We start from the raw sequence: 19709 nt of genomic DNA on the forward strand, positions 1-19709 counted from the left end.
TTCCGGTAGGTACGAGCGAATCGCGTGGAAACACGACGGCTCGTAACGGTTCCGACGGAATGTCGGTGGAAACGCTGGTCAGCCCGAACCGAAGGGTTGGGTGACGTATGCGCGGTCTCTTCTTCTCGATAGCGGCACTCAGGCCAGCGTGGAAGCGGAAGACCGTTTTTCGCGAATGTCAGGCGGGGAGTATTGCATGGAAGTGCGCTGCGAAGAGAGAAGAGCCGGGCGCTGATTGAAGTCGGCGCCCGGCTCTTGGGTCGATCGTGGTGCGTGGATGGCACGAGACCGGCCGGAACGTGCGAGTCCGGTCGATCCCGTGCTTTCTTGCTTTGTGGTTCGTGCGCTGGGGTTAGTGGTTGCCGCCGCCACCGCCTGCACCGCCGCCGCCACCGCCGCCGCCGCCGCCGCCACCACCGCCGTGGCCGCCGCCGCCGTTGCCGTGGCCACCACCACCGTGACCGCCGCTGCTACCGCCGCCAGCGCCATGGCCGCCGTCGCCATGACCACCGCTGCCATTGCCGCCACCAACGCCGTGGCCACCGTCACCGTGACCGCCGCCGCTGTTGCCGCCGCCAGCGCCATGGCCACCGTCACCGTGACCACCGTCGCCGTGACCACCGCTGCCGTTGCCGCCACCAACGCCGTGGCCACCGTCGCCATGACCGCCGTCACCATGACCGCCGCTGCCGTTGCCGCCACCAACGCCGTGGCCGCCATCGCCATGACCGCCGTCACCATGACCGCCGCTGCCGTTGCCGCCACCAACGCCGTGGCCGCCATCGCCATGACCACCGTCGCCGTGACCACCGTCGCCGTGGCCGCTGCTGCCATTGCCGCCACCAACGCCATGACCGCCATCACCGTGACCGCCGTCACCATGACCACCATCGCCATGGCCGCCGCTGCCATTGCCACCACCAACGCCGTGGCCGCCGTCACCATGGCCACCATCCCCATGACCACCGTCGCCGTGGCCGCTGCTGCCATTGCCGCCACCAACGCCGTGGCCGCCGTCACCGTGGCCACCATCGCCATGACCACCATCGCCGTGGCCGCTGCTGCCATTGCCGCCACCAACACCATGGCCGCCATCACCGTGACCGCCGTCACCATGACCACCATCGCCATGGCCACCATCGCCGTGACCACCATCGCCGTGACCACCATCGCCGTGGCCGCTGCTGCCATTGCCGCCACCAACGCCATGGCCGCCATCACCGTGACCGCCGTCACCATGACCGCCATCGCCATGGCCACCATCGCCATGACCACCATCTCCATGGCCGCCATCGCCGTGACCACCATCGCCGTGACCGCCGTCGCCATGACCGCCGTCACCATGACCGCCATCGCCATGACCGCCATCGCCGTGGCCGCCATCGCCATGACCGCCGTCACCATGACCGCCATCGCCATGGCCGCCATCGCCGTGACCACCATCGCCATGACCGCCGTCACCATGACCGCCATCGCCATGACCGCCGTCACCATGACCGCCATCGCCATGACCGCCGTCGCCATGACCGCCATCGCCGTGGCCGCCATCGCCGTGACCGCCATCTCCATGACCGCCGTCGCCATGACCACCATCTCCATGGCCGCCATCGCCGTGACCACCATCGCCATGACCGCCATCTCCATGGCCGCCATCGCCGTGACCGCCGTCACCATGGCCACCATCTCCATGACCGCCGTCGCCATGGCCACCATCGCCGTGGCCGCCGTCACCATGACCGCCATCGCCGTGGCCGCCGTCACCATGGCCACCATCGCCATGGCCACCATCGCCGTGGCCGCCATCGCCATGGCCGCCGTCACCGTGGCCGTGGCCATGGCCGTCGCCGTGGCCGTGACCATTACCGCCGCCATCGCCTGTACTACCGCCTCCCGTACTGCCCCCTCCCGTGCTACCTCCCCCAGTACTACCTCCCCCAGTACTACCCCCGCCCGTACTCCCACCGCCCGTACTACCCCCGCCCGTACTCCCCCCACCCGTGCTACCACTTCCACCCGTCCCACCCGTACCGCCGCTTGATCCACCCGCGCCCGAACTCGAACCGCCTCCTTGCCCACCGGCCGACACAGCGCCGCCTCCGGAGGTCGCACCGCTGCCCTGACCGGATGCTCCGTTCCCGGCGCTTCCGCTGCCCGTACCGGTACTGCCGCCGGAGGTGCCGGCGCCCGACGTACCATTTCCATTGCTTCGGCTACCGCTCCTCACCGCAGCCGAGCGTCCCGGCAGCACCGCCGCCTGCGCCACCGTCTGCGCGGCCGGCACTGCCGCTGCCATGGTCTGCGTTCCGACAACGCAGCCTGTCGATGTCAGGTTATCGCAAGCATCCTGTGAGGAAGCTGCATGTGAAAAATTCGACACCGCAGCGGCAATGACGAGCACGCTAAGCCGAAGGGCCGTCCCCAATTCGTATTTGTTCGAGTTCCTCATGTTTTCCCCGTATGAGCAGTCGCGCCGCCTCTGGTGATGCGGATAACGCGATGTGGGGCAAGAATGGCAGTCTGGAACTCTTGTTCTGTGCGCTACTCAACCCAGCGCTTGGCGGCCACACGCAAGCACGTGCGCGGCCCCGCAGAAAACGTTTGCAGAAGACTCAAAAGCAACTGTCGCAATTACTCGACGCGACGATCAACGAGTGCAAGCTTTACCTTGGAGTGCCTTCAAAGCACACCGTCAGTGATCCCGGAATCTCATCATTTGCTACGCCATCCGAACTATTTATCCCAATCCAGAATTCGTACAAATTCCTTTCTCTTGACAAATAACGAATGGATTACGAAAGAAATGCATTGATGCGCGCCAATATCACACTGACAACAAGCACGCCCAGCACCTTTCAAGAAGCTCACATCAGAATCCTGAAGAGACATATGCACAACATGTCCCGCATGAAATGTCGTGAGCACCGATCCCGTAATATATTCAGTGATACAGCGACGTTCGGCACAAGCCGTCTGACGCAGCCGCGCCAGGCAAGCGCCCAGCTTTCGATGTCCTTTCGCTCATCCCAACCAGAAGCCCTGCTCACATGCTTTCACTCAGCCAGGAAATTCGCAGCCCGCACGTGGAGATTGGTGGCGCGGTGCAGACGCCTCTCAGGCTCGATGTCCCCGCGTTACGCGAATTCGCCTGCACGCGCATCGAGCCATTTGATCTGATCTGCTTTTCGACCGGCCGTTATATTCGTCCGATGGGAAGCTATCGCGGCGTCCCCTTGCGCACGCTGCTGGACGCAGCGGGCGTGCGTCGGCCGGACAACACGGATTTCAAGCGCACCGTGTTCCTCGCGCACGCGCACGACGGCTACGCGGTCACCTTTTCATGGCACGAGCTGTTCAACACGCCGATTGGCGCCCACGTGATCGTCGCGTACGAATGCGCGGATCGCGAACTCGGTGTGGAAGATGGCCTACCGGTGCTCGTGTCCGGCGCGGACACGGTGCATGCGCCGCGGCACATGAAACGGCTCGTACGCGTCGATGCGCACATTCTGGGAACATCGCCTCCGTGAACGATGCCGCGCGCGCGTTGCTGGCGCACGCCTCCGCGCCTCCTTCCGCCGATACCGTGCTGTTCGCGCGGCTCATCGGCGCGCGCGTCGAAGCGGGCGACACGGCGCTGCTGGGTCTCGACCGCGCCGCACTCGCCGCGCTGATCGAGCATCACTTCCCGCATGCGGCCAATGCGCCGGAAGCACCTCGGCTGATATTCCCAACGCCGCATCATGCGTTCGTCCGCCGACTGCACGGCCTGCTGATGTGGCACGACCGCACGGCAACGCGCGCATGGCACGACGCGCATTGTCTGGCGACCATCATCTCGGCCGCGACCTTGCGCCCGGATCATCTCTGGCGCGATCTGGGTCTCGACGGACGCGACGACGTCACTGACATGCTGCAGCGTCACTATCCCACGCTGGTCGCGCGGAACACGGCGAATCTGCGCTGGAAGAAGTTTCTGGCTCAGGAAGTGGCCTGCGCGGAAGGTGTCGCACCCACTTGCGCGCCGGGTTGTCCGGGCTGCGAGGACTACGCGTTCTGCTATCCGCAGCAGTCATAGCGCCGTCGCGCTGATGCCCTTCGTGTATTCTCTCGGGCATGGCGACGACCCTCAAATCCAAGGACAGCGCAAAGGAAGCGGACACGGCGAAGCAACCCGCCGAAGTGCGCTTTCGCATGCGCATCACAAAAGGCGAAACCATCGCGCTCGGTCCGGGCAAGGTCGTGCTGCTCGAAGCGATACGTGAACAAGGTTCGATATCGGCAGCGGCACGCAGCCTCGACATGTCGTACCGGCGCGCGTGGATGCTCGTCGATGAACTGAACCGCTCGCTCAAGTCACCCGCGACGCTCTCCGAGCAAGGCGGTCAAAGTGGCGGCGGCTGCGTGCTCACGCCGGTCGGCGAACGCATCATCAAGCTGTATCGCGATGTCGAAGCCCAGGCCGAGGCGGCCTGCGCCCGGCAGATCGCTTCGCTTACACAGTTGCTCAAACCCTGAGTGCCCAAGCCCGCCTGCTAGCCGTGACGCAGACAGAACGCGGACGGCGGCGGTGACGCCGGGCTCACGTCCCGCGCACCCGCGCCGAGCCGCCCGACGAACTCCACGAAACTCGCCACGCTCGCCGTGCGCAGCGGTGAATACGGCACGCCGTGACGCTCGCAGACGCGTTTGAGCATGTTCATCGAATCGTGATCGATGCAATCGACGGGGAACAAAACCGCATCGGCATTCGGCAGCGCCGCCGCCAGCAAACCCTTGCGATCTTCAATGCCGCCGTCGTGCACAACCAGTTCACCACCCGCTGCAGTCGTCAGCGACCTGAGTAGCGCATTCGAATTCGGCCTGCCGCCCACATAGACGATGCGCTTTCCCTCCAGCCACTCGACCGCGCGTCGGCGGGTCTCGGGCTCGTCGCCGGCCGCGAGCGTCGCGCGTTCGAGCGCCGCGCATTCCGCCTGCACCACCTTCAACAACGCCTGCGCCTCGCCCAGGCTGTTGCGCAACGTGCGCGACTGTTCCTCTTCGTGCAGCACGCGCTGCTCAACGCTTTCTCGACGGCTCGTATGCAGCGCCAGGCGCCGCTCGCCGTCCTCGACCTTCCCGCGCAGACGGTCGATTTCGTCTTCGAGCTCAATCGTCGGGCGATCCGGCTTGCGCGCGGCGATTTGCAAGGCAAGCTCGTGCGCCTGCCTGACGGCGGCATCGCGCTCGGCGCTCAACTCGAGCACCCGCGCCTGCTGGCGCTCCAGCTTGTCGCCGAGCGCCTGGTTCTCGGCTTCGAGCGCGACCAGACGCCGAATGTCCGCGCGATTCGCCGCGCCGACCAGATGCGACAGCATGTGCAGTTCGCCGAACGCGTACTGACGCACTTCGATGCTCGCGTGCGGATGCGACATCACGGCCCAGTAAGCGGGCGGAATGTCGCCGGACTTGAGCGCCTCGTTCCACAGATCGAGCAGCGCCTGGGGATCGCGGGCGCTGTCGAAGCGACGGATCGCGCCGGCGTAACGTTCGTCGAGCGCCTTGTGCAGCGCCTTCGCACCCGCGCCGCCGGCAATCGCCAACTCCACCGCCGCGTGGTGAATCTCGAGATCGCTCGCGTGATGGCGGTCGAGGTCGGTGAACTTCGGCACGAGCTTGCGGAGCTCGCCCGTCGAAAGACACGTACCGATGACCGAACAATGCAGATGCGAGTCCAGTTCCGCGAGGCGCGCGCGGCGGCGCACCGGACGCGGAACGGCCTCGCCCGGCTGGCAGCAGGCGTCGCCATGCGCATGGGCATGCGTACGCGCGAGTTGAAACGGCGGGGTTTGCATGATCACCTCGTGCTTGATCGGCAGGGCCAGGACGAGCGCGGTCATGCCGCTCGCAGACGCGACATCGCGCGCCGGCCAGGTCAGTCGAAAGCCTTTTCGCAATATACCATCGAATATAGCGACGGCGAAAACGCACCGGCCGTCCGCGCCTTGCTGCGCGCGGGCTACGGACACGGCGTATCCTACGACTTCGGCGCGCCGGGCCGGCCGTGGAAGGCCGCGTCCACCAGGCGCCGCGCCGGACATTTCCAAACGCGAACAACGCGCTCGCTCACAAGGAGAATCTGAATGGCCAGGGTTGAAGTCAAGGTTCCGCAGCTTTCCGAATCCGTCACTGAAGCGACGATGCTGCCGTGGAAGAAAAATGCGGGCGACGCCGTGGCACAGGACGAGACGCTCGTCGAACTGGAAACCGACAAGGTGGTGCTCGAAGTGCCCGCGCCCGGCGCCGGCACGCTCGTGGAAGTGCTGAAGAAAGCGGGCGACATCGTTCACGCGGATGACGTGATCGCCGTCATCGATACCGAAGCGAAGGCTGCGGCGGCGGCTCCTGCGGCAGCGGCGGCGCCCGCAGCACCTGCAACGCCCGAAAAGCCCGCAGCACCCACGGAAGCCACAGCACCCGCCGCGACCGGCCAGAAAGCCGACTTCGATGTCATCGTGATCGGCTCCGGGCCCGGCGGCTATATCGCCGCGATCCGCGCCGCGCAACTGGGCCGCAAGGTCGCCTGCGTTGAGGAATGGATCAACCCTGCGGGCAAGCCGAAGCTCGGCGGCACCTGTTTGAACGTCGGCTGCATTCCGTCGAAGGCGTTGCTGGCATCGTCGGAAGAATTCGAGAAGGCCAAACTCCATTTCGGCGACTTCGGCATCACGATGGACAACCTGGCCGTCGATGTCGAGAAGATGGTCGGACGCAAGGAAGCGATCGTCGAGAAAATTACCGGCGGCGTGGAATTCCTGTTCCGCAAGAACAAGATCACCTGGCTCAAGGGCCATGGCAAGCTCGCCGGCAAGGACGGCGGCAACTTCAAGATAGAAGTGAGCGGCGAGAGCACGAGCGAGAGCCACACCGCACAACACGTGATCATCGCGACGGGCTCGAAGGCGCGGCATCTGCCGAACGTGCCGGTGGACAACAAGATCGTCTCCGACAACGAAGGCGCGCTCGCCTTCACATCCGTGCCGAAGAAGCTCGCGGTGATCGGCGCAGGCGTAATCGGGCTGGAACTCGGCTCGGTGTGGCGTCGGCTCGGCGCGGAAGTGACGATTCTCGAAGCGCTGCCCGAATTCCTCGGCACCACGGATACCGCACTGCAAAAGGAAGCCGCCAAGCTGTTCAAGAAGCAGGGCCTGGCCATTCACCTCGGCGTCAAGATCGACGGCGTGAAGACGACCGATTCGAACGTGTCGATCTCCTACAAGGACAAGGACGGCAACGCGCAGACGCTGGACGCGGACCGGCTGATCGTATCGATTGGCCGCGTGCCCAACACCGACAATCTCGGCCTCGATTCAATCGGGCTGGCGGCGGATGAGCGCGGCTTCATTCCCGTCGATGGCCATTGCGCCACGAAGGTGCCGAACGTGTATGCGATCGGCGATGTGGTGCGCGGCCCGATGCTCGCCCACAAGGCCGAAGACGAGGGCGTGCTGGTGGCGGAAATCATCGACGGGCAGAAGCCGCATATCGACTACAACTGCATTCCGTGGGTGATCTACACGCATCCGGAGATCGCGTGGGTCGGGCAGACCGAGCAGGCGCTGAAGGCGGAGGGCCGCGACGTCAAGGCGGGCCAGTTCCCGATGATGGCTAACGGCCGCGCAATGGGTATCGGTGAAACGGATGGCTTCATCAAGATCATCGCCGATGCGAAGACCGACGAGATCCTCGGCGTGCATATCATTTCGGCGAACGCGTCGGATCTGATCGCGGAAGCGGTCGTTGCGATGGAGTTCAAGGCGGCGGCGGAGGATATCGGACGGATCTGCCATCCGCATCCTTCGCTTTCGGAGGTGATGCGCGAGGCGGCGCTCGCGGTGGACAAGCGGGCGTTGAACATCTAGACGCGCCGCGCCATCCACACCCGCAACAACGAGTAAAGCCGGTCGATGTCGATCGGCTTTGCCAGATAATCACTCGCCCCCGCCGCGAGACACTGTTCCTGATCGTCCTTCATCGCCTTCGCCGTGATCGCGATGATCGGCAGTTTCCTGAAGCGCGCATCCTCGCGGATGCGCCGCGTCGCCTCAAGCCCGTCCATGCCCGGCATCATCACGTCCATCAACACGACGTCGATGTCCGGATTTTTGTTCAGCGCCTCGATCGCCTCGAAGCCGTTGCGCCCGATATCCACCTTCAGCCCCTGATGCTCCAGCGCGCTCGACAGAGAAAAGATGTTGCGGATGTCGTCGTCCACCAGCAGCACGCGCCGGCCGTCCAGCACGCGATCCCGCGAGCGCGACACATGCAGCATCGCCTGGCGGTCCGCCGACAAATCCGTTTCCACCTTGTGCAGGAACAGCGTCACTTCATCGAGCAGACGTTCCGGCGAGCGCGCGCCCTTGATGATGATCGACTGCGAATAGCGCAGCAACTCCGCTTCCTCGTCATGCGTCAGGTTGCGGCCCGTGTAGACGATCACCGGCGGGAACGAATAGGCATCGATCGCGGCCATCTGGCGCAGCAGGTCGCCGCCCTGCATGTCCGGCAACTTCAGGTCGATGATCATGCAGTCGAAGATCGTCGTCTTCAGCAGGTCGAGCGCTTCGCGTCCGTACTCGACCGGCGTGATTTCCACGTCCGCATCGCTGATCAGTTCGACGATGCTCTGGCGCTGGCGCGCATCGTCTTCCACCAGCAGCACGCGCTTGATCTTCTGGCTGCTCTTTTCCTCGAGTCTTTGAAATATCTCCAGCAACTGTTCGCGCGTGGTCGGCTTGACCGCATGGCCGATCGCCCCGAGATGCAGCGCCGCTTCGCTGCGGTCCGACGCCGACACCACATGCACCGGAATATGTCGCGTCCGCGGATTCGCCTTCAGTTCCTGCAACAGCACCAGACCCGAACGGTCCGGCAAGCCGATGTCGAGCAGGATCGCGCTCGGCGCGCTCTCCTGCGCGAGACGCAGCCCCTCGCCCGCCGTTCCGCTCACGATGCAGCGATAGTTCAGCTCGTGCGCGAGATCGAACAACACTTGCGCGAAGCGCGCGTCGTCCTCGACCACCAGCACGAGGCGGCGGCCGGGCGCGGGATCGGTGCGATCGTCGTCGATCACGCGGGCGGGTTCGACTGCTTCAACCGTTTCCACCACTTCAACGGCTTTCACGGGCTCCACAGTTTGTGGAATTTCGACAGCCGCATCGTATGCAAGCGGCATCGTCAGCGTAAAGATGCTGCCCGTGCCCTGAACGCTGCGCACCGCAATCGTGCCCCCAAGCAAATGAGCCAGGCTGCGTGAAATCGACAAGCCCAGACCCGTGCCGCCGTAATGACGGCTCGTGGTGCCATCGGCCTGCTGGAAGGCCTCGAAGATCGCATCGAGCTGATCTGTCGGGATGCCGATACCCGTGTCCTTCACTTCGAATTCCACCGCACGCGAGGAGCCCGCGTTCCGCAGCGTCAGCGAAACGACACCGGCATCCGTGAACTTGATCGCGTTCGACAGCAAATTCTTCAGCACCTGTTCGAGACGCCGCGAGTCGGTTTCGAGCGTCGGATAGCCAGCCATCTCGTTGCGCAGTTCGAGCGTGAGCTGCTTCTGCCGCGCGAGCGGTTCGAACGTGCGCCGCAGCGTTTCCATGATGCGTTGCAGCGGCACATCATCGATATGCAGATCCAGCTTGCCCGCCTCGACTTTCGAAAGATCGAGGATGTCGTTGATCAGGTTGAGCAGGTCGTTGCCCGCGGAATAAATGGTTTGCGCATACTTGATCTGATCGCCGTTCAGATTGCCGCTCTTGTTCTCCGAAAGCAGCTTCGCGAGAATCAGCGAGCTGTTCAACGGCGTGCGCAGTTCGTGCGACATGTTCGCCAGGAACTCCGACTTGTAGCGGCTCGCGCGCTGCAACGCATCGGCGCGCGCTTCGAGTTCGCCCTGCGCTGCGTTGAGCGCCGAATTGCGCTCGTCGAGCACGCGCGCCTGCTCCGCCAGCTGATCGTTGGTCTGCTCCAGCTCGGCTTTCTGGTTCGCAAGATAGGCCTGGGCGTGCGAGAGCGCGTTCGTCTGCTGCTCCAGTTCCTCATTGGTGGTGCGCAGTTCTTCCTGCTGCATCTGCAATTCTTCGTTCAGCTGCTGCGTTTCCTCCAGCACGCGCTGCAGGCGTTCGCGATACTGCGCCGCATCGACGAAATCGCCGATGTTCCGCGCCACCATCTCCAGGAACTGCCGGTCGCGTGCGCTGAGCGCGTGCATCGCGCCGAGTTCGAGTGCGCCGTTCGCGCGCCCTTCGTTCTCGATCGGCACGATCACGAGGCTCGCCGGCGCGCTCCCGCCCAGCGCCGAGGTGACCTTCCAGTAACCGGACGGCACCTCGGCGACGCTCGTCAGCTTGCGCGCATGCACCGCCTGCCCGACCAGACTCGTCACGCCCGCCAGCGACGCGGGCACCGCCGCGCTGGCCGGATCGAAGCCGAAACTGGCGGTGCGCTTGAGCGTGCCGTCGGCTTCGCGCACATAGAACGTGCCGAGTGAAATCTTCAGGTAGTCGGAGAGGAAATCGAGAATGGACTGGCACAGCTGATCGAGCGATTGCCGCCCGATGACCGTCTCCGCAAGCTGCCGCTGGCCGTCGCGCAGCCATGCCTGCTCCTGCAGCGCCCGGGTCTGCCGCTCCTGTTCGTCAATCGCCGCGCCGAACGCGCCCGACAGGCTCATCAGCTCGCGTCGGCCAAACACCGCCAGCACCACCGAAAGCGCCAGACTCAGAATCATGAACACAACGACGGTAATCGTCGTCAGCTGTTTGGCCGACTCGATGCGCTGCAAACGCAGCGTCTGCTCGATGTTGAGAAAGGCCTCGAGCTCGCGCTCCGTTTCCGCGCGTTCCGGCGAGCCGCGCCCGGCGCGCACGAGGGCGGCCGAATCCTGCTGGTGGCGGCGCGCGTCGATCAACGCGTCGGCCACCTTGTCCCATTGCGCCTGCAACGCGCGTATGCGGATCAGGCGGTCCACCTGCGGCGTGTTGTCGGACACGAGGCCGGCAAGCGTGTCGATATCCGCGGACAGCTTCGGCTTCGCCGTCTCGTAGGGCGCGAGGAACGATTCATCGCCGGTGATCAGGAAGCCGCGAATCGCGCTCTCTTTATCACTGACCAGCCGGCCGATCTCCTGCGCATTGCCAATCACGCGCTCGGAATGCTCGACCCAGTTGATGCCCGAAAGCAGATACAGCACGAGCGCCAGGAATGTGACCGCCGTGACGATGCCCGTCGCGAGCGGCAGCGTGATGTTGCGCAGAAGAATGCGACGAAAGCTGGCCTCGTCGACACCGGACCGCAAGGGCATAAACAGCTCCGATTAAGCGTGGCGGCCGCCCGGCGAAACCGGCTGTCTTGATGACGCCAATCGCCGCAGCCGTTTCTGAAGTTGTAGTTGTGATTCCAGCCGGTGCGCATCATAACCGCTTTGAATCGGCCGCGCGGGAGCCGGCTGACGCGTGCGCGAAGGGTAGCACCGTATCGGCATTCGAAACGGACGCGGCCATCCTTGCGCCTCCCTGAATATTTGCGCGCGCCGCCTTACAATCGACGCACGGCATTCAGCCGCCACGGCCACGAGGAAAGCGTCATCGGCTTGGAGAAAGTGCTTGCGAGTTGTTTCACCGCTTTTCGCGGCCAATCCCGGCCGCGCGACGTTCAACCGATCTCTGGAGAGGCTATGAAAGCAACGCTCGGCAGCAGACTTGCCGTTTCCCTGATGGCGGCCGTATTCGGGCTGTCAGTCGCGCCGCTCGCCAGCGCCCAGGACAGCCCCGCCGCCAATGGCGCCACGCAGGCCGCGCCCACCACCAAGGCCGACCAGAAAGCGGCGCGCAAGGCCGCCCGCAAGCAGGCGCGCGCCAAGAAGAACGCCGAACTCAAGAAGCTCGAAGACGCCGGCTATAACCCGGCCGTGCGTGACGACGCCAAATATCCGCAGGACATCCAGGACGCGCAGAAGAAGGCCGGCATCGGCCGGGCCGCGAGTCAGTAAGCGGGTTTGCCGGCGCTGCCTGCGTCCTGTGACGCAGCAGCGCCCTCTTCCCGTTCTCCAGGCATGGCGGGTTCCTCATGCAGCCATTCGACCAGACCATCGATCGACGAGGTAATCGACCGTCCGTGCGGAACGACGATGTAGTACGCGTCGGCCGGTTTGCATGACGCCGTGTGCAGCCGCACCAGTTCGCCCGAAGCCAGGAAGTCCGTCACGAGCCGCGCCCAGCCGAGCGACACGCCCTGCCCGCAGCGCGCCGCCAGCACGGCATCGGAATAGATGCTGCAGCGAAGTGCGTAATTCAGGCGTGCCGGCCGATGCCCCACCGATGCAAACCACGCCTCCCAGCCCATCCAGCCTTCCGAAGTCGAATCCGAGCCGATCAGCGGCATCTGCGCGAGCGCTTCGAGGGTCTCGGGCGCCTCGTGTTCGCGCAGCCAGTCTGGCGAACACACGGGAAACACTTCTTCATCGAAGAGATAGGTCGAGGTGCCGTCCGTCCAGGAGCCGTCGCCGAAACGCACGGCAACATCGACTTCGTTGTGACGCAGATCCGCGATGAACATCGGATCGGTCAGGCGCAATTGCAGCTTCGGTTGCAGCCGCTTCAGGCTGGCGAGACGCGGAACCAGGCGAAGTTGCGAGAAGGCGGCGGTGGAAGCCAGCACGAGTTCGCGCTGCTCGAAACCGGTGGAAAGTCGGTCGAACACGCCCGCGATCTTCTGCATCGATTCCGCGACGACCAGATACAGCGATTCGCCTTCGCCGGTCAGCGAGATGGAGCGATGCAGGCGATGAAACAGCCTCACGCCGAGCGTCTCTTCCAGCACTTTCACCTGCCGGCTGACAGCCGCCTGACTCACGCCCAGTTCGCTCGCCGCATGCGTGAAGCTGCCAAGCCGCGCGACGGCTTCGAACTCGACCAGCGCGGTCATGGAAGGAATGATCCGCCTGTAACCTTTGGGGCCTCTTGCATTCTTCATCTGACGACGGTTCCTGTCCGGTGAATACAGCACGCGACGACTGCGGCAGGCGCGATTCTGCCTCAATTTTCAAGGCTCGCCACGCATAACATAGAGTAATGCGAAACGGAGATTAAAGGACATTGACGCTCGTCAGCGGCACTCCAATACTGCGCGTACGGCGGCTGGGAACGCCCGCCGGAAACACATTCCTCTGGAGCGCACCGTGTCAGCCACTCCCCACAAGACCCATCGCGAACTGCTCGACAGCCGGGAGCCCGGCTGCGGCTTTCCGGGCGAAGTTTTCAGCCGTCAGGACGTGTTCGAGAACGATCTCGACGTCTTCTTCAGCAAGCTCTGGATTCTCGCCGGCGTGACGGCGGACATTCCCGAGCCGGGCGATGTCTCCACCGTCGAAGTGGGCCGGGCATCGATCATGATCGTGCGCGACGACGACGACAACATCCGCACCTATCGCAACGTCTGCCGCCATCGCGGTTCGCGGATCATGAAGGAAGCGGGCAAGGCGAGCGTCGGCATGCTGGTGTGCCCGTATCACCAATGGACCTACGATCTCGACGGCAGTCTCAAGCACGCCGCGCACATGGGCCAGGATTTCGATGCCAAGTGCAAGAGCCTGATTCCGGTGCATACCAAGGTGATCGGCAGCCATATCTACGTGTGTCTGGCCGACGAACCGCCGGAAGACGTCACGAAGCTCGATCAGGCGATGACGCCGCGCTTCGCGCCGCATCAGATGGAGCGGACGAAGATCGCGTTCGAAGCGGAGATCATCGAGAACGGCAACTGGAAGCTCGTGATCGAGAACAATCGCGAGTGCTATCACTGCGAAGGAACACATCCCGAGCTGTCCAATTCGTTCCTGCCGGAAGACTTCGGCTACTGTCTCGACGGCCTCGGCGAGGACGCCGTCAGGGACTACGAAGCCTATACGGCGCGCAACGAGAAAAGCCGCGAAGACTGGGAGCGCGATGGCTTCATCTGCGAACTGGTGGAAGCCGTCGATGAAAGCGCGCAGACCAACTTCCGCACGCAACGTCTTGTCATTGCGGGCAGCAACGAATCGCAGACGATCTCGACCCGCGTGGCCAGCACGAAACTCCTCGGTGATCTGCAACGACGCGATCTGGGCGACGTGCATCTGTGGGGACACAATTCGTGGACCCACGTCATGAGCGATCACGCGGTCGTCGCCTTCATCCTGCCGATCGGGCCGGACAAGACTGTCGTGCGCACCAAGTGGCTGGTTCACGAGGACGCGGTCGAAGGCGTGGACTACGACGTCCAGACGCTCACCGAAGTCTGGCTCGCCACCACGCGCCAGGACGCCGATCTCGTCGCGAACACGCACAACGGCACGCAGGATCCGGCCTATGTGCCGGGCCCGTATTCGCGCTATACCGAAACCGCGCTCGACCAGTTCTGCCGCTGGTATGACGCGCGTCTGAGCGAACACGGCATCTGAGGCTCCGCTGACGTGCATGTTCGACATGCACGTTTATGCACGTTTACATTCTTGTTTGTGCACACTAGAATGCACACTCATGAATGAAGACATCCCACTCGCCCGCCGCGATGAAATCGCGGCGAGGCTCGCCCAAGGCCAGCCGGTCGTCGCGGCGGCGCTTGCCGCGGAATTCCAGCTCTCGGAAGACGCGATCCGGCGCGATCTCCGCGCGCTCGCGGCGGAAGGCCGCTGCCGCCGGGTGTACGGCGGCGCGCTGCCGATCACGCCAGCATCGGCGCCCATGGCCAGCCGGATCGACCAGGCCCAGGAACGCAAGACAGTGCTGGCGCGCGCGGCGGTGCCGCTGATCGAACCGGGCGAACTCCTGTTCCTCGACAGCGGCAGCACCAATCTGGCGCTCGTCGCCTTGCTTCCGGAAGACTTCGGCCTCACGGTCGCGACCAATTCCGTCGATATCGCCGCCGCCGTACTGCGCCGCGCCGATCTGCCGCTCATCATGACCGGCGGCGTCGTGGATCCGGCGGTCGGCGGTTGTGTCGATGCGCAAGCCATGCAGCAGATCGCGCAGATGAACATCGACCGCTGTTTCATCGGCTCGTGCGCGATCTCGTCGAAAACGGGCATCAGCGCCTTCTCGCTCGCCGACGCAAGCTTCAAGCGCGCCGTTCTCGCAGCCAGCCGGCATGGCATCGTGCTCGCGCTCAACGACAAGTTCGACGCGCGCGCGCCGCATCGCATCGCCGCGGTCAAGTCGATCGGCTGTGTGGTCGTCGAGCACGATCTGCCCCGCGCGGAACGTACGGCGCTGTCGAAAGGCGGTACATCGGTTCTGACGGCCACCGGGCCCGTTGAATCATGAGCGCGCGCTCCCTTCCAGAGCCGCGCGCGTCGCATGGCGCACACCCGGCTGCGCGGCTCGCGACGCGGCTCGCTTTCCTCGTTGCGGGCTTCGGTGTCGCGTGCTGGGCGCCGCTCGTGCCGTTCGCGAAGCAGCGTCTCGGCGTCGATGACGGCGTGCTCGGCATGCTGTTGCTCTGCATCGGCCTCGGTTCGGTCTTCGCGATGATGATGACCGGCGCGCTCAGCGCACGCTACGGCAGCAAGCCGATCATCGTTGCGGGCGGAATCGGGCTCGCCGCCATTCTGCCGCTGCTCACGGTAGCCGATACGCCGGTCGCGCTCGGCGTCGCCCTGCTCGGATTCGGCGCGTGTCTCGGTTCGCTCGATGTCGCGATGAACATTCATGCAGTCGAAGTCGAGCGCGCCGCGCAGCAACCGCTGATGTCCGGCTTTCATGCGCTGTTCAGCGTCGGCGGATTCGCCGGCTCGCTGTTCATGACCTTCCTTCTGTCGATGCACATCGGCATGCTGCTGAGCGCGTCGTTGTGCGCGGTGCTCATGTTCGGTGCGACCGTGGTAGCGTGTCCGCGCCTGATCGAAACCGCCAGCGCGAACGACGCGCCCTTGTTCGCCGTGCCGCGTGGCGTCGTGCTCTTGCTGGCGGCGCTGGCCGCCATCACCTTTCTCGTGGAAGGCGCGTTGCTCGACTGGAGCGCGCTGCTGCTCACCAGCACCGGACGCGTCGCGGCCGCGCAGGGCGGACTGGGCTACATGTGCTTCTCGATCGCGATGACCGCCGGCCGCTTCGGCGGCGATGCATTGACGGCCCGCATCGGCGATCGTGCGATGGTGTTCTGGGGCGGGCTGCTTGCCATTGCGGGCTTCGTCGTGCTGCTGACCGCGTCGTCCGCCGTTGCGGCGATGGGCGGCTTCGTGCTGATCGGGCTCGGCGCATCGAACGTGGTGCCGGTGTTGTTCCGACGCGCGGGCACTCAACATGCAATGCCGTCCACGCTGGCGGTGGCGGCCATCACGATGACGGGTTATGCCGGGCATCTGCTCGGACCGGCGGGCGTGGGATTTGTCGCGAAGGAAGTAGGCTTGCCGGGCGCGTTCTGGGTGCTGGCTGGGTTGCTGTGTTTCGTGCCAGTCTGTGCGCGGAGGGTGACGGCGAGTCAGGCCGAAAAGGTGCGGCAATGAATATCGCGCACATGGCGCTATGGACGCGCGATCTGGACGCGGCGGCCGCATTCTGGCGCGAGCACTTTGGCGCGGAAATCGGAGTGCAGTATCACAGCCAGCGCCGGCCAGGCTTCATCTCCTGCTTCGTCTCATTGCCCGGCGACGCTGTGCAGATCGAACTGATGACAGCGCCGTGGCTCGCGAATGCCGGCATCGCAGATCAAATGGGCTGGGATCATCTCGCGATTGCACTCGGCAGCCGCGCGGCGGTGGACGCCATGGCGCTGCGCTGCGGCGCCGAGGGCTTGCTGGTCGCTGCGCCTCGTCTCACCGGCGACGGCTTCTATGAAGCCGTAATCGCCGCGCCGGATGGCTCGCGCATCGAAATTACGGCATAGCGTCGCACTGCGTTTCGCCATTTGCGCCGATACGCGCTCACCGAGTGCCCCGCCGAAAACCAACTATAGTGGGAGTTCACCCAGCGGAGGCTCCATGATCTTTTCAAAACGACAGGTGGGCGCGAGCAGCATCCTCGTTGCGGCCTTGCTCTGCTCATCCATCGCGCATGCGCAGCTCGGCAACCTTCTCAACCAGGGAAAGAGCAGCGGCGGCGGCGGACTCAGCAGTCTGAGCGGTTTGGGAAACGGTCTGTCGATGGACTCGCTGACATCCAGTAGCACGGGCAATGTCGCAGGCGTGCTCGAATTCTGCGTGAAGAACAACTATCTCGGCGGCAGTGCGTCGTCCGTGAAGGATGGCTTGATGAGCAAGCTCGGCGGCTCGCCTTCCACGGACAGCGGCTATACGGATGGCGCGAAAGGCGTGCTGGACAGCGGTGGCGGCAAGACGCTCGATCTCAGCGGCGGCGGACTCAAGGAGCAGATCACGAAGCAGGTCTGCGACAAGATCCTTGCTCAGGGCAAGTCGCTTCTGTAGTTCTCGGATGAGCGCGCCGCTGTGCGTGCGCGCCGGCCCTGTCATGACCGTTTTGTTACCCGATCACGCGAATCACTCGTCCCGCGCCGGCGCGACGCCGCCTGAAGCCGTCGTCGCGTCCGGTACGCACGTGAACGACACCTTCGCCGTCTGCTCTTCCAGCGAACGCACACCGCTCGTCGCTTCGGACTTCACCGAGACGCGTTGCGAGCGTTGCTTGCAATAATCCGTTGCGGCATCCATCGCGGCATTGCGCGCGGTAGCCCAGGACATGCGCGTGCCCGTCGCCTTGCCCGTAACCGTGTAGGTGTCCGGTTGCGGGCCGGCGGAGATCTCGCTGGTCGTGCCGCACGCGGCGAGCAGAAGCGAAAGCGCGGATACGCCGAGGGCGTGTCGCATACGTAAGAGGGATCGAACTGGATTCGGCATGCGCTTGTGAACCGTGATTGATGAGGTCGGCCCGAATAGTACAAGCGCCCGAGAATTTCTTCACGGATCACATGAAAGAGTTTGCGTCGTCGAGCCGAAGACAGCCGCCGCGCACGAGCGGCCGCGCGGCCGTTCGTGATTGACCGCTCTCACTTCCGCCTGTTCCCGCGTATCGCTCAGACTTCCGCGATGCGCTCGAGCAAGCGTTGCAGCCGCGTGTATTGACAAGGCGCAAGTCCCGGCGTCGCCAGCGCCTGCACGACGCGCGCGCGCCAGTAGGTCTGCGAAAAAAGCGAGTTCGCGCCTTCGAGACTCAATACCTGTTCGAGATGTTCGATCGCCGCATCCAGATGGCCGACGCTATATGAAGGTGTGCCTTTGTAAAAATCATTCATGGGCACGAGTGCTCTGGCGAGCAATTGTTTCAGATGAAGAAACGCGCTGCTTCGGCAGCAGGGCGACGCACGTGCGACCGTGCGCCGCCGGCCATCCTTAGTTCATGTGCTGGCCGCCGTTGATCGCGATGTTCGAACCGGTCACGAAGCCCGCATCGTCCGAACACAGGAACGCCACGAGCGCCGCGACTTCTTCCGGCTTGCCGAGGCGGCCGGCCGGGATCTGCGGCAGGATCTTCGTGTCGAGGATTTCCTGCGGAATCGCCGTCACCATCTTCGTGGCGAGATAGCCGGGCGAGATCGTGTTGACGGTGACGCCCTTCCTGGCCACTTCGAGCGCGAGCGACTTCGTGAAACCATGCATGCCGGCCTTGGCGGCCGAGTAGTTCGTCTGGCCGATCTGGCCTTTCGAACCGTTCACCGACGAAATGTTGATGATGCGGCCCCAGCCGCGCGAGACCATTTCCTCGCACACCGGCTTGGTCATGTTGAAGACCGAATCGAGGTTGGTGCGCAGCACGGCGTCCCAGTTCACCTTGGTCATTTTCTTGAAGGTGGTGTCCTGCGTGATGCCTGCATTGTTCACGAGGATGTCGATCGGGCCGACTTCGGCCTGGATCTGCGCCACGCAGTGTTGCGCGGAATCATAGTCGGCGACGTCCACGGCGTATGCGCGGATATTGCGGCCCCGGCGGTCCATGTCGGCGAGCCATTCATTCACCTTGGCGTTGCCCGGCGAATGCGTCACGACAACCGCAAAGCCCGCGTCGTGCAGCTTGATGCTGATGGCCTCGCCCAGACCGCCCATGCCGCCCGTCACCACTGCGATTCGCTTAGTCATGCTGATACTCCTCTCGAACAATTCTCTCAGATTGATGAAACTCGGAATGGCACCGGCGCCTTCCCTTGTCCCCGACGCTTGTAATGATCTTGATGGTGCGTCGGGCCGCGTCCTTCGCGGCGCCGGTGTGTACTTCGTGATGCGTTGATACGTTGCGTGGACTTACGGACGTTCGAGCGCCAGCGCCACGCCCATGCCGCCGCCGATACACAGCGACGCCAGACCCTTCTTCGCATCGCGCTTCTGCATTTCGTGCAGCAGCGTGACCAGAATCCGGCAGCCCGATGCGCCGATCGGATGCCCGATCGCGATCGCCCCGCCGTTCACGTTGATCTTCGACTGATCCCAGCCCATCTGCTGATGCACGGCCAGCGCCTGCGCCGCAAAGGCCTCGTTGATTTCCATCAGGTCCAGGTCGTTGACGCTCCAGCCCGCGCGCTCCAGACAGCGCTTCGAGGCCGGCACCGGACCCATGCCCATGATCTTCGGGCTCACGCCCGCGTTCGCGTACGCCTTGATGCGCGCCAGCGGCGTCAGGCCCAGCGCTTCCGCCTTCTTCGCCGACATCACCACGACCGCCGCTGCGCCGTCGTTGATGCCCGATGCA

At 64.3% G+C, this 19709-nt stretch carries 18 protein-coding genes and 1 pseudogene; 12 read left to right on the forward strand and 7 right to left on the reverse strand.

Going from position 1 to position 19709, the window contains the following annotated elements; all coding sequences use genetic code 11:
* The first annotated feature begins 277 nt into the window (after positions 1–277).
* The 5 genes from QCE88_RS30250 (at position 278) to QCE88_RS30270 (ending at position 4515) form a co-directional block, all read left to right on the forward strand.
* Positions 278–2038 carry a hypothetical protein gene (locus QCE88_RS30250; RefSeq protein ID WP_309908720.1) on the forward strand — a complete coding sequence of 587 codons (1761 nt, stop codon included), beginning with the start codon at positions 278–280 and terminating at the stop codon, positions 2036–2038.
* Between the two features lie 458 nt (positions 2039–2496).
* Positions 2497–2781 (forward strand): hypothetical protein, encoded by a 285-nt coding sequence (locus tag QCE88_RS30255; protein ID WP_309908722.1) that lies wholly within the window; start codon positions 2497–2499, stop codon positions 2779–2781.
* Positions 2782–3044: 263 nt separating this feature from the next.
* On the forward strand, positions 3045–3527 hold the full coding sequence (locus QCE88_RS30260) for a molybdopterin-dependent oxidoreductase (protein WP_309908723.1): 483 nt from the start codon (positions 3045–3047) through the stop codon (positions 3525–3527).
* On the forward strand, positions 3524–4075 hold the full coding sequence (locus QCE88_RS30265) for a nitrogen fixation protein NifQ (protein ID WP_309908725.1): 552 nt from the start codon (positions 3524–3526) through the stop codon (positions 4073–4075). Before QCE88_RS30260 ends, QCE88_RS30265 begins: the two co-directional genes overlap by 4 nt.
* 38 nt (positions 4076–4113) lie before the next feature.
* Positions 4114–4515: a LysR family transcriptional regulator gene (locus QCE88_RS30270; protein ID WP_309908726.1), complete on the forward strand. Its 402-nt coding sequence runs from the start codon at positions 4114–4116 to the stop codon at positions 4513–4515.
* 17 nt (positions 4516–4532) lie between these two features.
* Here the strand turns inward: QCE88_RS30270 and QCE88_RS30275 are convergent, their stop codons facing one another.
* Positions 4533–5834, reverse strand: a complete 1302-nt coding sequence (locus tag QCE88_RS30275) for a DUF2325 domain-containing protein (protein WP_309908822.1) — start codon at positions 5832–5834, stop codon at positions 4533–4535.
* Between the two features lie 288 nt (positions 5835–6122).
* Between QCE88_RS30275 and lpdA the strand changes: the two genes are divergently transcribed.
* Positions 6123–7901, forward strand: coding sequence for a dihydrolipoyl dehydrogenase (gene lpdA / locus QCE88_RS30280; RefSeq protein WP_309908727.1), 1779 nt, complete (start codon positions 6123–6125; stop codon positions 7899–7901).
* On the opposite strand, the gene QCE88_RS30285 is transcribed toward lpdA, so the two are convergent.
* Positions 7898–11341: a response regulator gene (locus tag QCE88_RS30285; protein ID WP_309908728.1), complete on the reverse strand. Its 3444-nt coding sequence runs from the start codon at positions 11339–11341 to the stop codon at positions 7898–7900. The two genes, lpdA and QCE88_RS30285, sit on opposite strands and share 4 nt — an antisense overlap.
* Positions 11342–11713: 372 nt before the next feature.
* On the opposite strand from QCE88_RS30285, the gene QCE88_RS30290 reads away from it, so the two are divergent.
* Positions 11714–12028 (forward strand): hypothetical protein, encoded by a 315-nt coding sequence (locus tag QCE88_RS30290; RefSeq protein ID WP_309908729.1) that lies wholly within the window; start codon positions 11714–11716, stop codon positions 12026–12028.
* Here QCE88_RS30290 and QCE88_RS30295 read toward each other — a convergent pair.
* On the reverse strand, positions 12022–12963 hold the full coding sequence (locus tag QCE88_RS30295) for a LysR substrate-binding domain-containing protein (protein WP_309908730.1): 942 nt from the start codon (positions 12961–12963) through the stop codon (positions 12022–12024). The two genes, QCE88_RS30290 and QCE88_RS30295, sit on opposite strands and share 7 nt — an antisense overlap.
* Before the next feature lie 253 nt (positions 12964–13216).
* Here QCE88_RS30295 and QCE88_RS30300 point away from each other — a divergent pair, with 253 nt between their 5' ends.
* The 5 genes from QCE88_RS30300 to QCE88_RS30320 all read left to right on the forward strand — a co-directional run bounded on the left by QCE88_RS30300 (position 13217) and on the right by QCE88_RS30320 (position 17437).
* Complete coding sequence (locus tag QCE88_RS30300) at positions 13217–14476, forward strand: aromatic ring-hydroxylating dioxygenase subunit alpha (RefSeq protein ID WP_309908732.1); 1260 nt, start codon at positions 13217–13219, stop codon at positions 14474–14476.
* A 79-nt stretch (positions 14477–14555) separates the two neighbouring features.
* Positions 14556–15338 (forward strand): DeoR/GlpR family DNA-binding transcription regulator, encoded by a 783-nt coding sequence (locus QCE88_RS30305; RefSeq protein ID WP_309908734.1) that lies wholly within the window; start codon positions 14556–14558, stop codon positions 15336–15338.
* Complete coding sequence (locus QCE88_RS30310) at positions 15335–16519, forward strand: MFS transporter (protein WP_309908735.1); 1185 nt, start codon at positions 15335–15337, stop codon at positions 16517–16519. Before QCE88_RS30305 ends, QCE88_RS30310 begins: the two co-directional genes overlap by 4 nt.
* Entirely contained in the window at positions 16516–16899 is a 384-nt protein-coding gene (locus QCE88_RS30315; RefSeq protein ID WP_309908736.1) for a VOC family protein, read from the forward strand. Before QCE88_RS30310 ends, QCE88_RS30315 begins: the two co-directional genes overlap by 4 nt.
* 94 nt (positions 16900–16993) lie before the next feature.
* Entirely contained in the window at positions 16994–17437 is a 444-nt protein-coding gene (locus QCE88_RS30320) for a DUF2501 domain-containing protein (RefSeq protein ID WP_309908738.1), read from the forward strand.
* Between the two features lie 72 nt (positions 17438–17509).
* Here the strand turns inward: QCE88_RS30320 and QCE88_RS30325 are convergent, their stop codons facing one another.
* The 4 genes and pseudogenes from QCE88_RS30325 to QCE88_RS30340 all read right to left on the reverse strand — a co-directional run.
* Complete coding sequence (locus tag QCE88_RS30325) at positions 17510–17836, reverse strand: hypothetical protein (protein WP_309908739.1); 327 nt, start codon at positions 17834–17836, stop codon at positions 17510–17512.
* A gap of 206 nt (positions 17837–18042) precedes the next feature.
* Positions 18043–18261, reverse strand: coding sequence for a hypothetical protein (locus QCE88_RS30330; protein ID WP_309908740.1), 219 nt, complete (start codon positions 18259–18261; stop codon positions 18043–18045).
* 97 nt (positions 18262–18358) lie between these two features.
* On the reverse strand, positions 18359–19102 hold the full coding sequence (phbB, locus tag QCE88_RS30335) for an acetoacetyl-CoA reductase (protein ID WP_309908741.1): 744 nt from the start codon (positions 19100–19102) through the stop codon (positions 18359–18361).
* 162 nt (positions 19103–19264) lie between these two features.
* Positions 19265–19709 (reverse strand): annotated as a pseudogene (locus QCE88_RS30340) (acetyl-CoA C-acetyltransferase); the annotation flags it as partial.

This window comes from Caballeronia sp. LZ035 (assembly GCF_031451175.1).
In the GTDB taxonomy this organism is placed as follows: domain Bacteria; phylum Pseudomonadota; class Gammaproteobacteria; order Burkholderiales; family Burkholderiaceae; genus Caballeronia.

Excerpts from the sequence above, each read along its gene's own strand:
- QCE88_RS30290 (WP_309908729.1), top strand. The coding sequence starts at position 11,714 with ATGAAAGCAACGCTCGGCAGCAGACTTGCCGTTTCCCTGATGGCGGCC.
- phbB (WP_309908741.1), bottom strand. The coding sequence starts at position 19,102 with ATGACTAAGCGAATCGCAGTGGTGACGGGCGGCATGGGCGGTCTGGGC.
- QCE88_RS30285 (WP_309908728.1), bottom strand. The coding sequence starts at position 11,341 with ATGCCCTTGCGGTCCGGTGTCGACGAGGCCAGCTTTCGTCGCATTCTT.
- QCE88_RS30275 (WP_309908822.1), bottom strand. The coding sequence starts at position 5,834 with ATGCAAACCCCGCCGTTTCAACTCGCGCGTACGCATGCCCATGCGCAT.
- QCE88_RS30315 (WP_309908736.1), top strand. The coding sequence starts at position 16,516 with ATGAATATCGCGCACATGGCGCTATGGACGCGCGATCTGGACGCGGCG.
- QCE88_RS30325 (WP_309908739.1), bottom strand. The coding sequence starts at position 17,836 with ATGCGACACGCCCTCGGCGTATCCGCGCTTTCGCTTCTGCTCGCCGCG.
- QCE88_RS30260 (WP_309908723.1), top strand. The coding sequence starts at position 3,045 with ATGCTTTCACTCAGCCAGGAAATTCGCAGCCCGCACGTGGAGATTGGT.
- QCE88_RS30330 (WP_309908740.1), bottom strand. The coding sequence starts at position 18,261 with ATGAATGATTTTTACAAAGGCACACCTTCATATAGCGTCGGCCATCTG.
- QCE88_RS30270 (WP_309908726.1), top strand. The coding sequence starts at position 4,114 with ATGGCGACGACCCTCAAATCCAAGGACAGCGCAAAGGAAGCGGACACG.
- QCE88_RS30320 (WP_309908738.1), top strand. The coding sequence starts at position 16,994 with ATGATCTTTTCAAAACGACAGGTGGGCGCGAGCAGCATCCTCGTTGCG.
- QCE88_RS30295 (WP_309908730.1), bottom strand. The coding sequence starts at position 12,963 with ATGACCGCGCTGGTCGAGTTCGAAGCCGTCGCGCGGCTTGGCAGCTTC.
- QCE88_RS30255 (WP_309908722.1), top strand. The coding sequence starts at position 2,497 with ATGTGGGGCAAGAATGGCAGTCTGGAACTCTTGTTCTGTGCGCTACTC.
- QCE88_RS30305 (WP_309908734.1), top strand. The coding sequence starts at position 14,556 with ATGAATGAAGACATCCCACTCGCCCGCCGCGATGAAATCGCGGCGAGG.
- QCE88_RS30250 (WP_309908720.1), top strand. The coding sequence starts at position 278 with ATGGCACGAGACCGGCCGGAACGTGCGAGTCCGGTCGATCCCGTGCTT.
- lpdA (WP_309908727.1), top strand. The coding sequence starts at position 6,123 with ATGGCCAGGGTTGAAGTCAAGGTTCCGCAGCTTTCCGAATCCGTCACT.
- QCE88_RS30310 (WP_309908735.1), top strand. The coding sequence starts at position 15,335 with ATGAGCGCGCGCTCCCTTCCAGAGCCGCGCGCGTCGCATGGCGCACAC.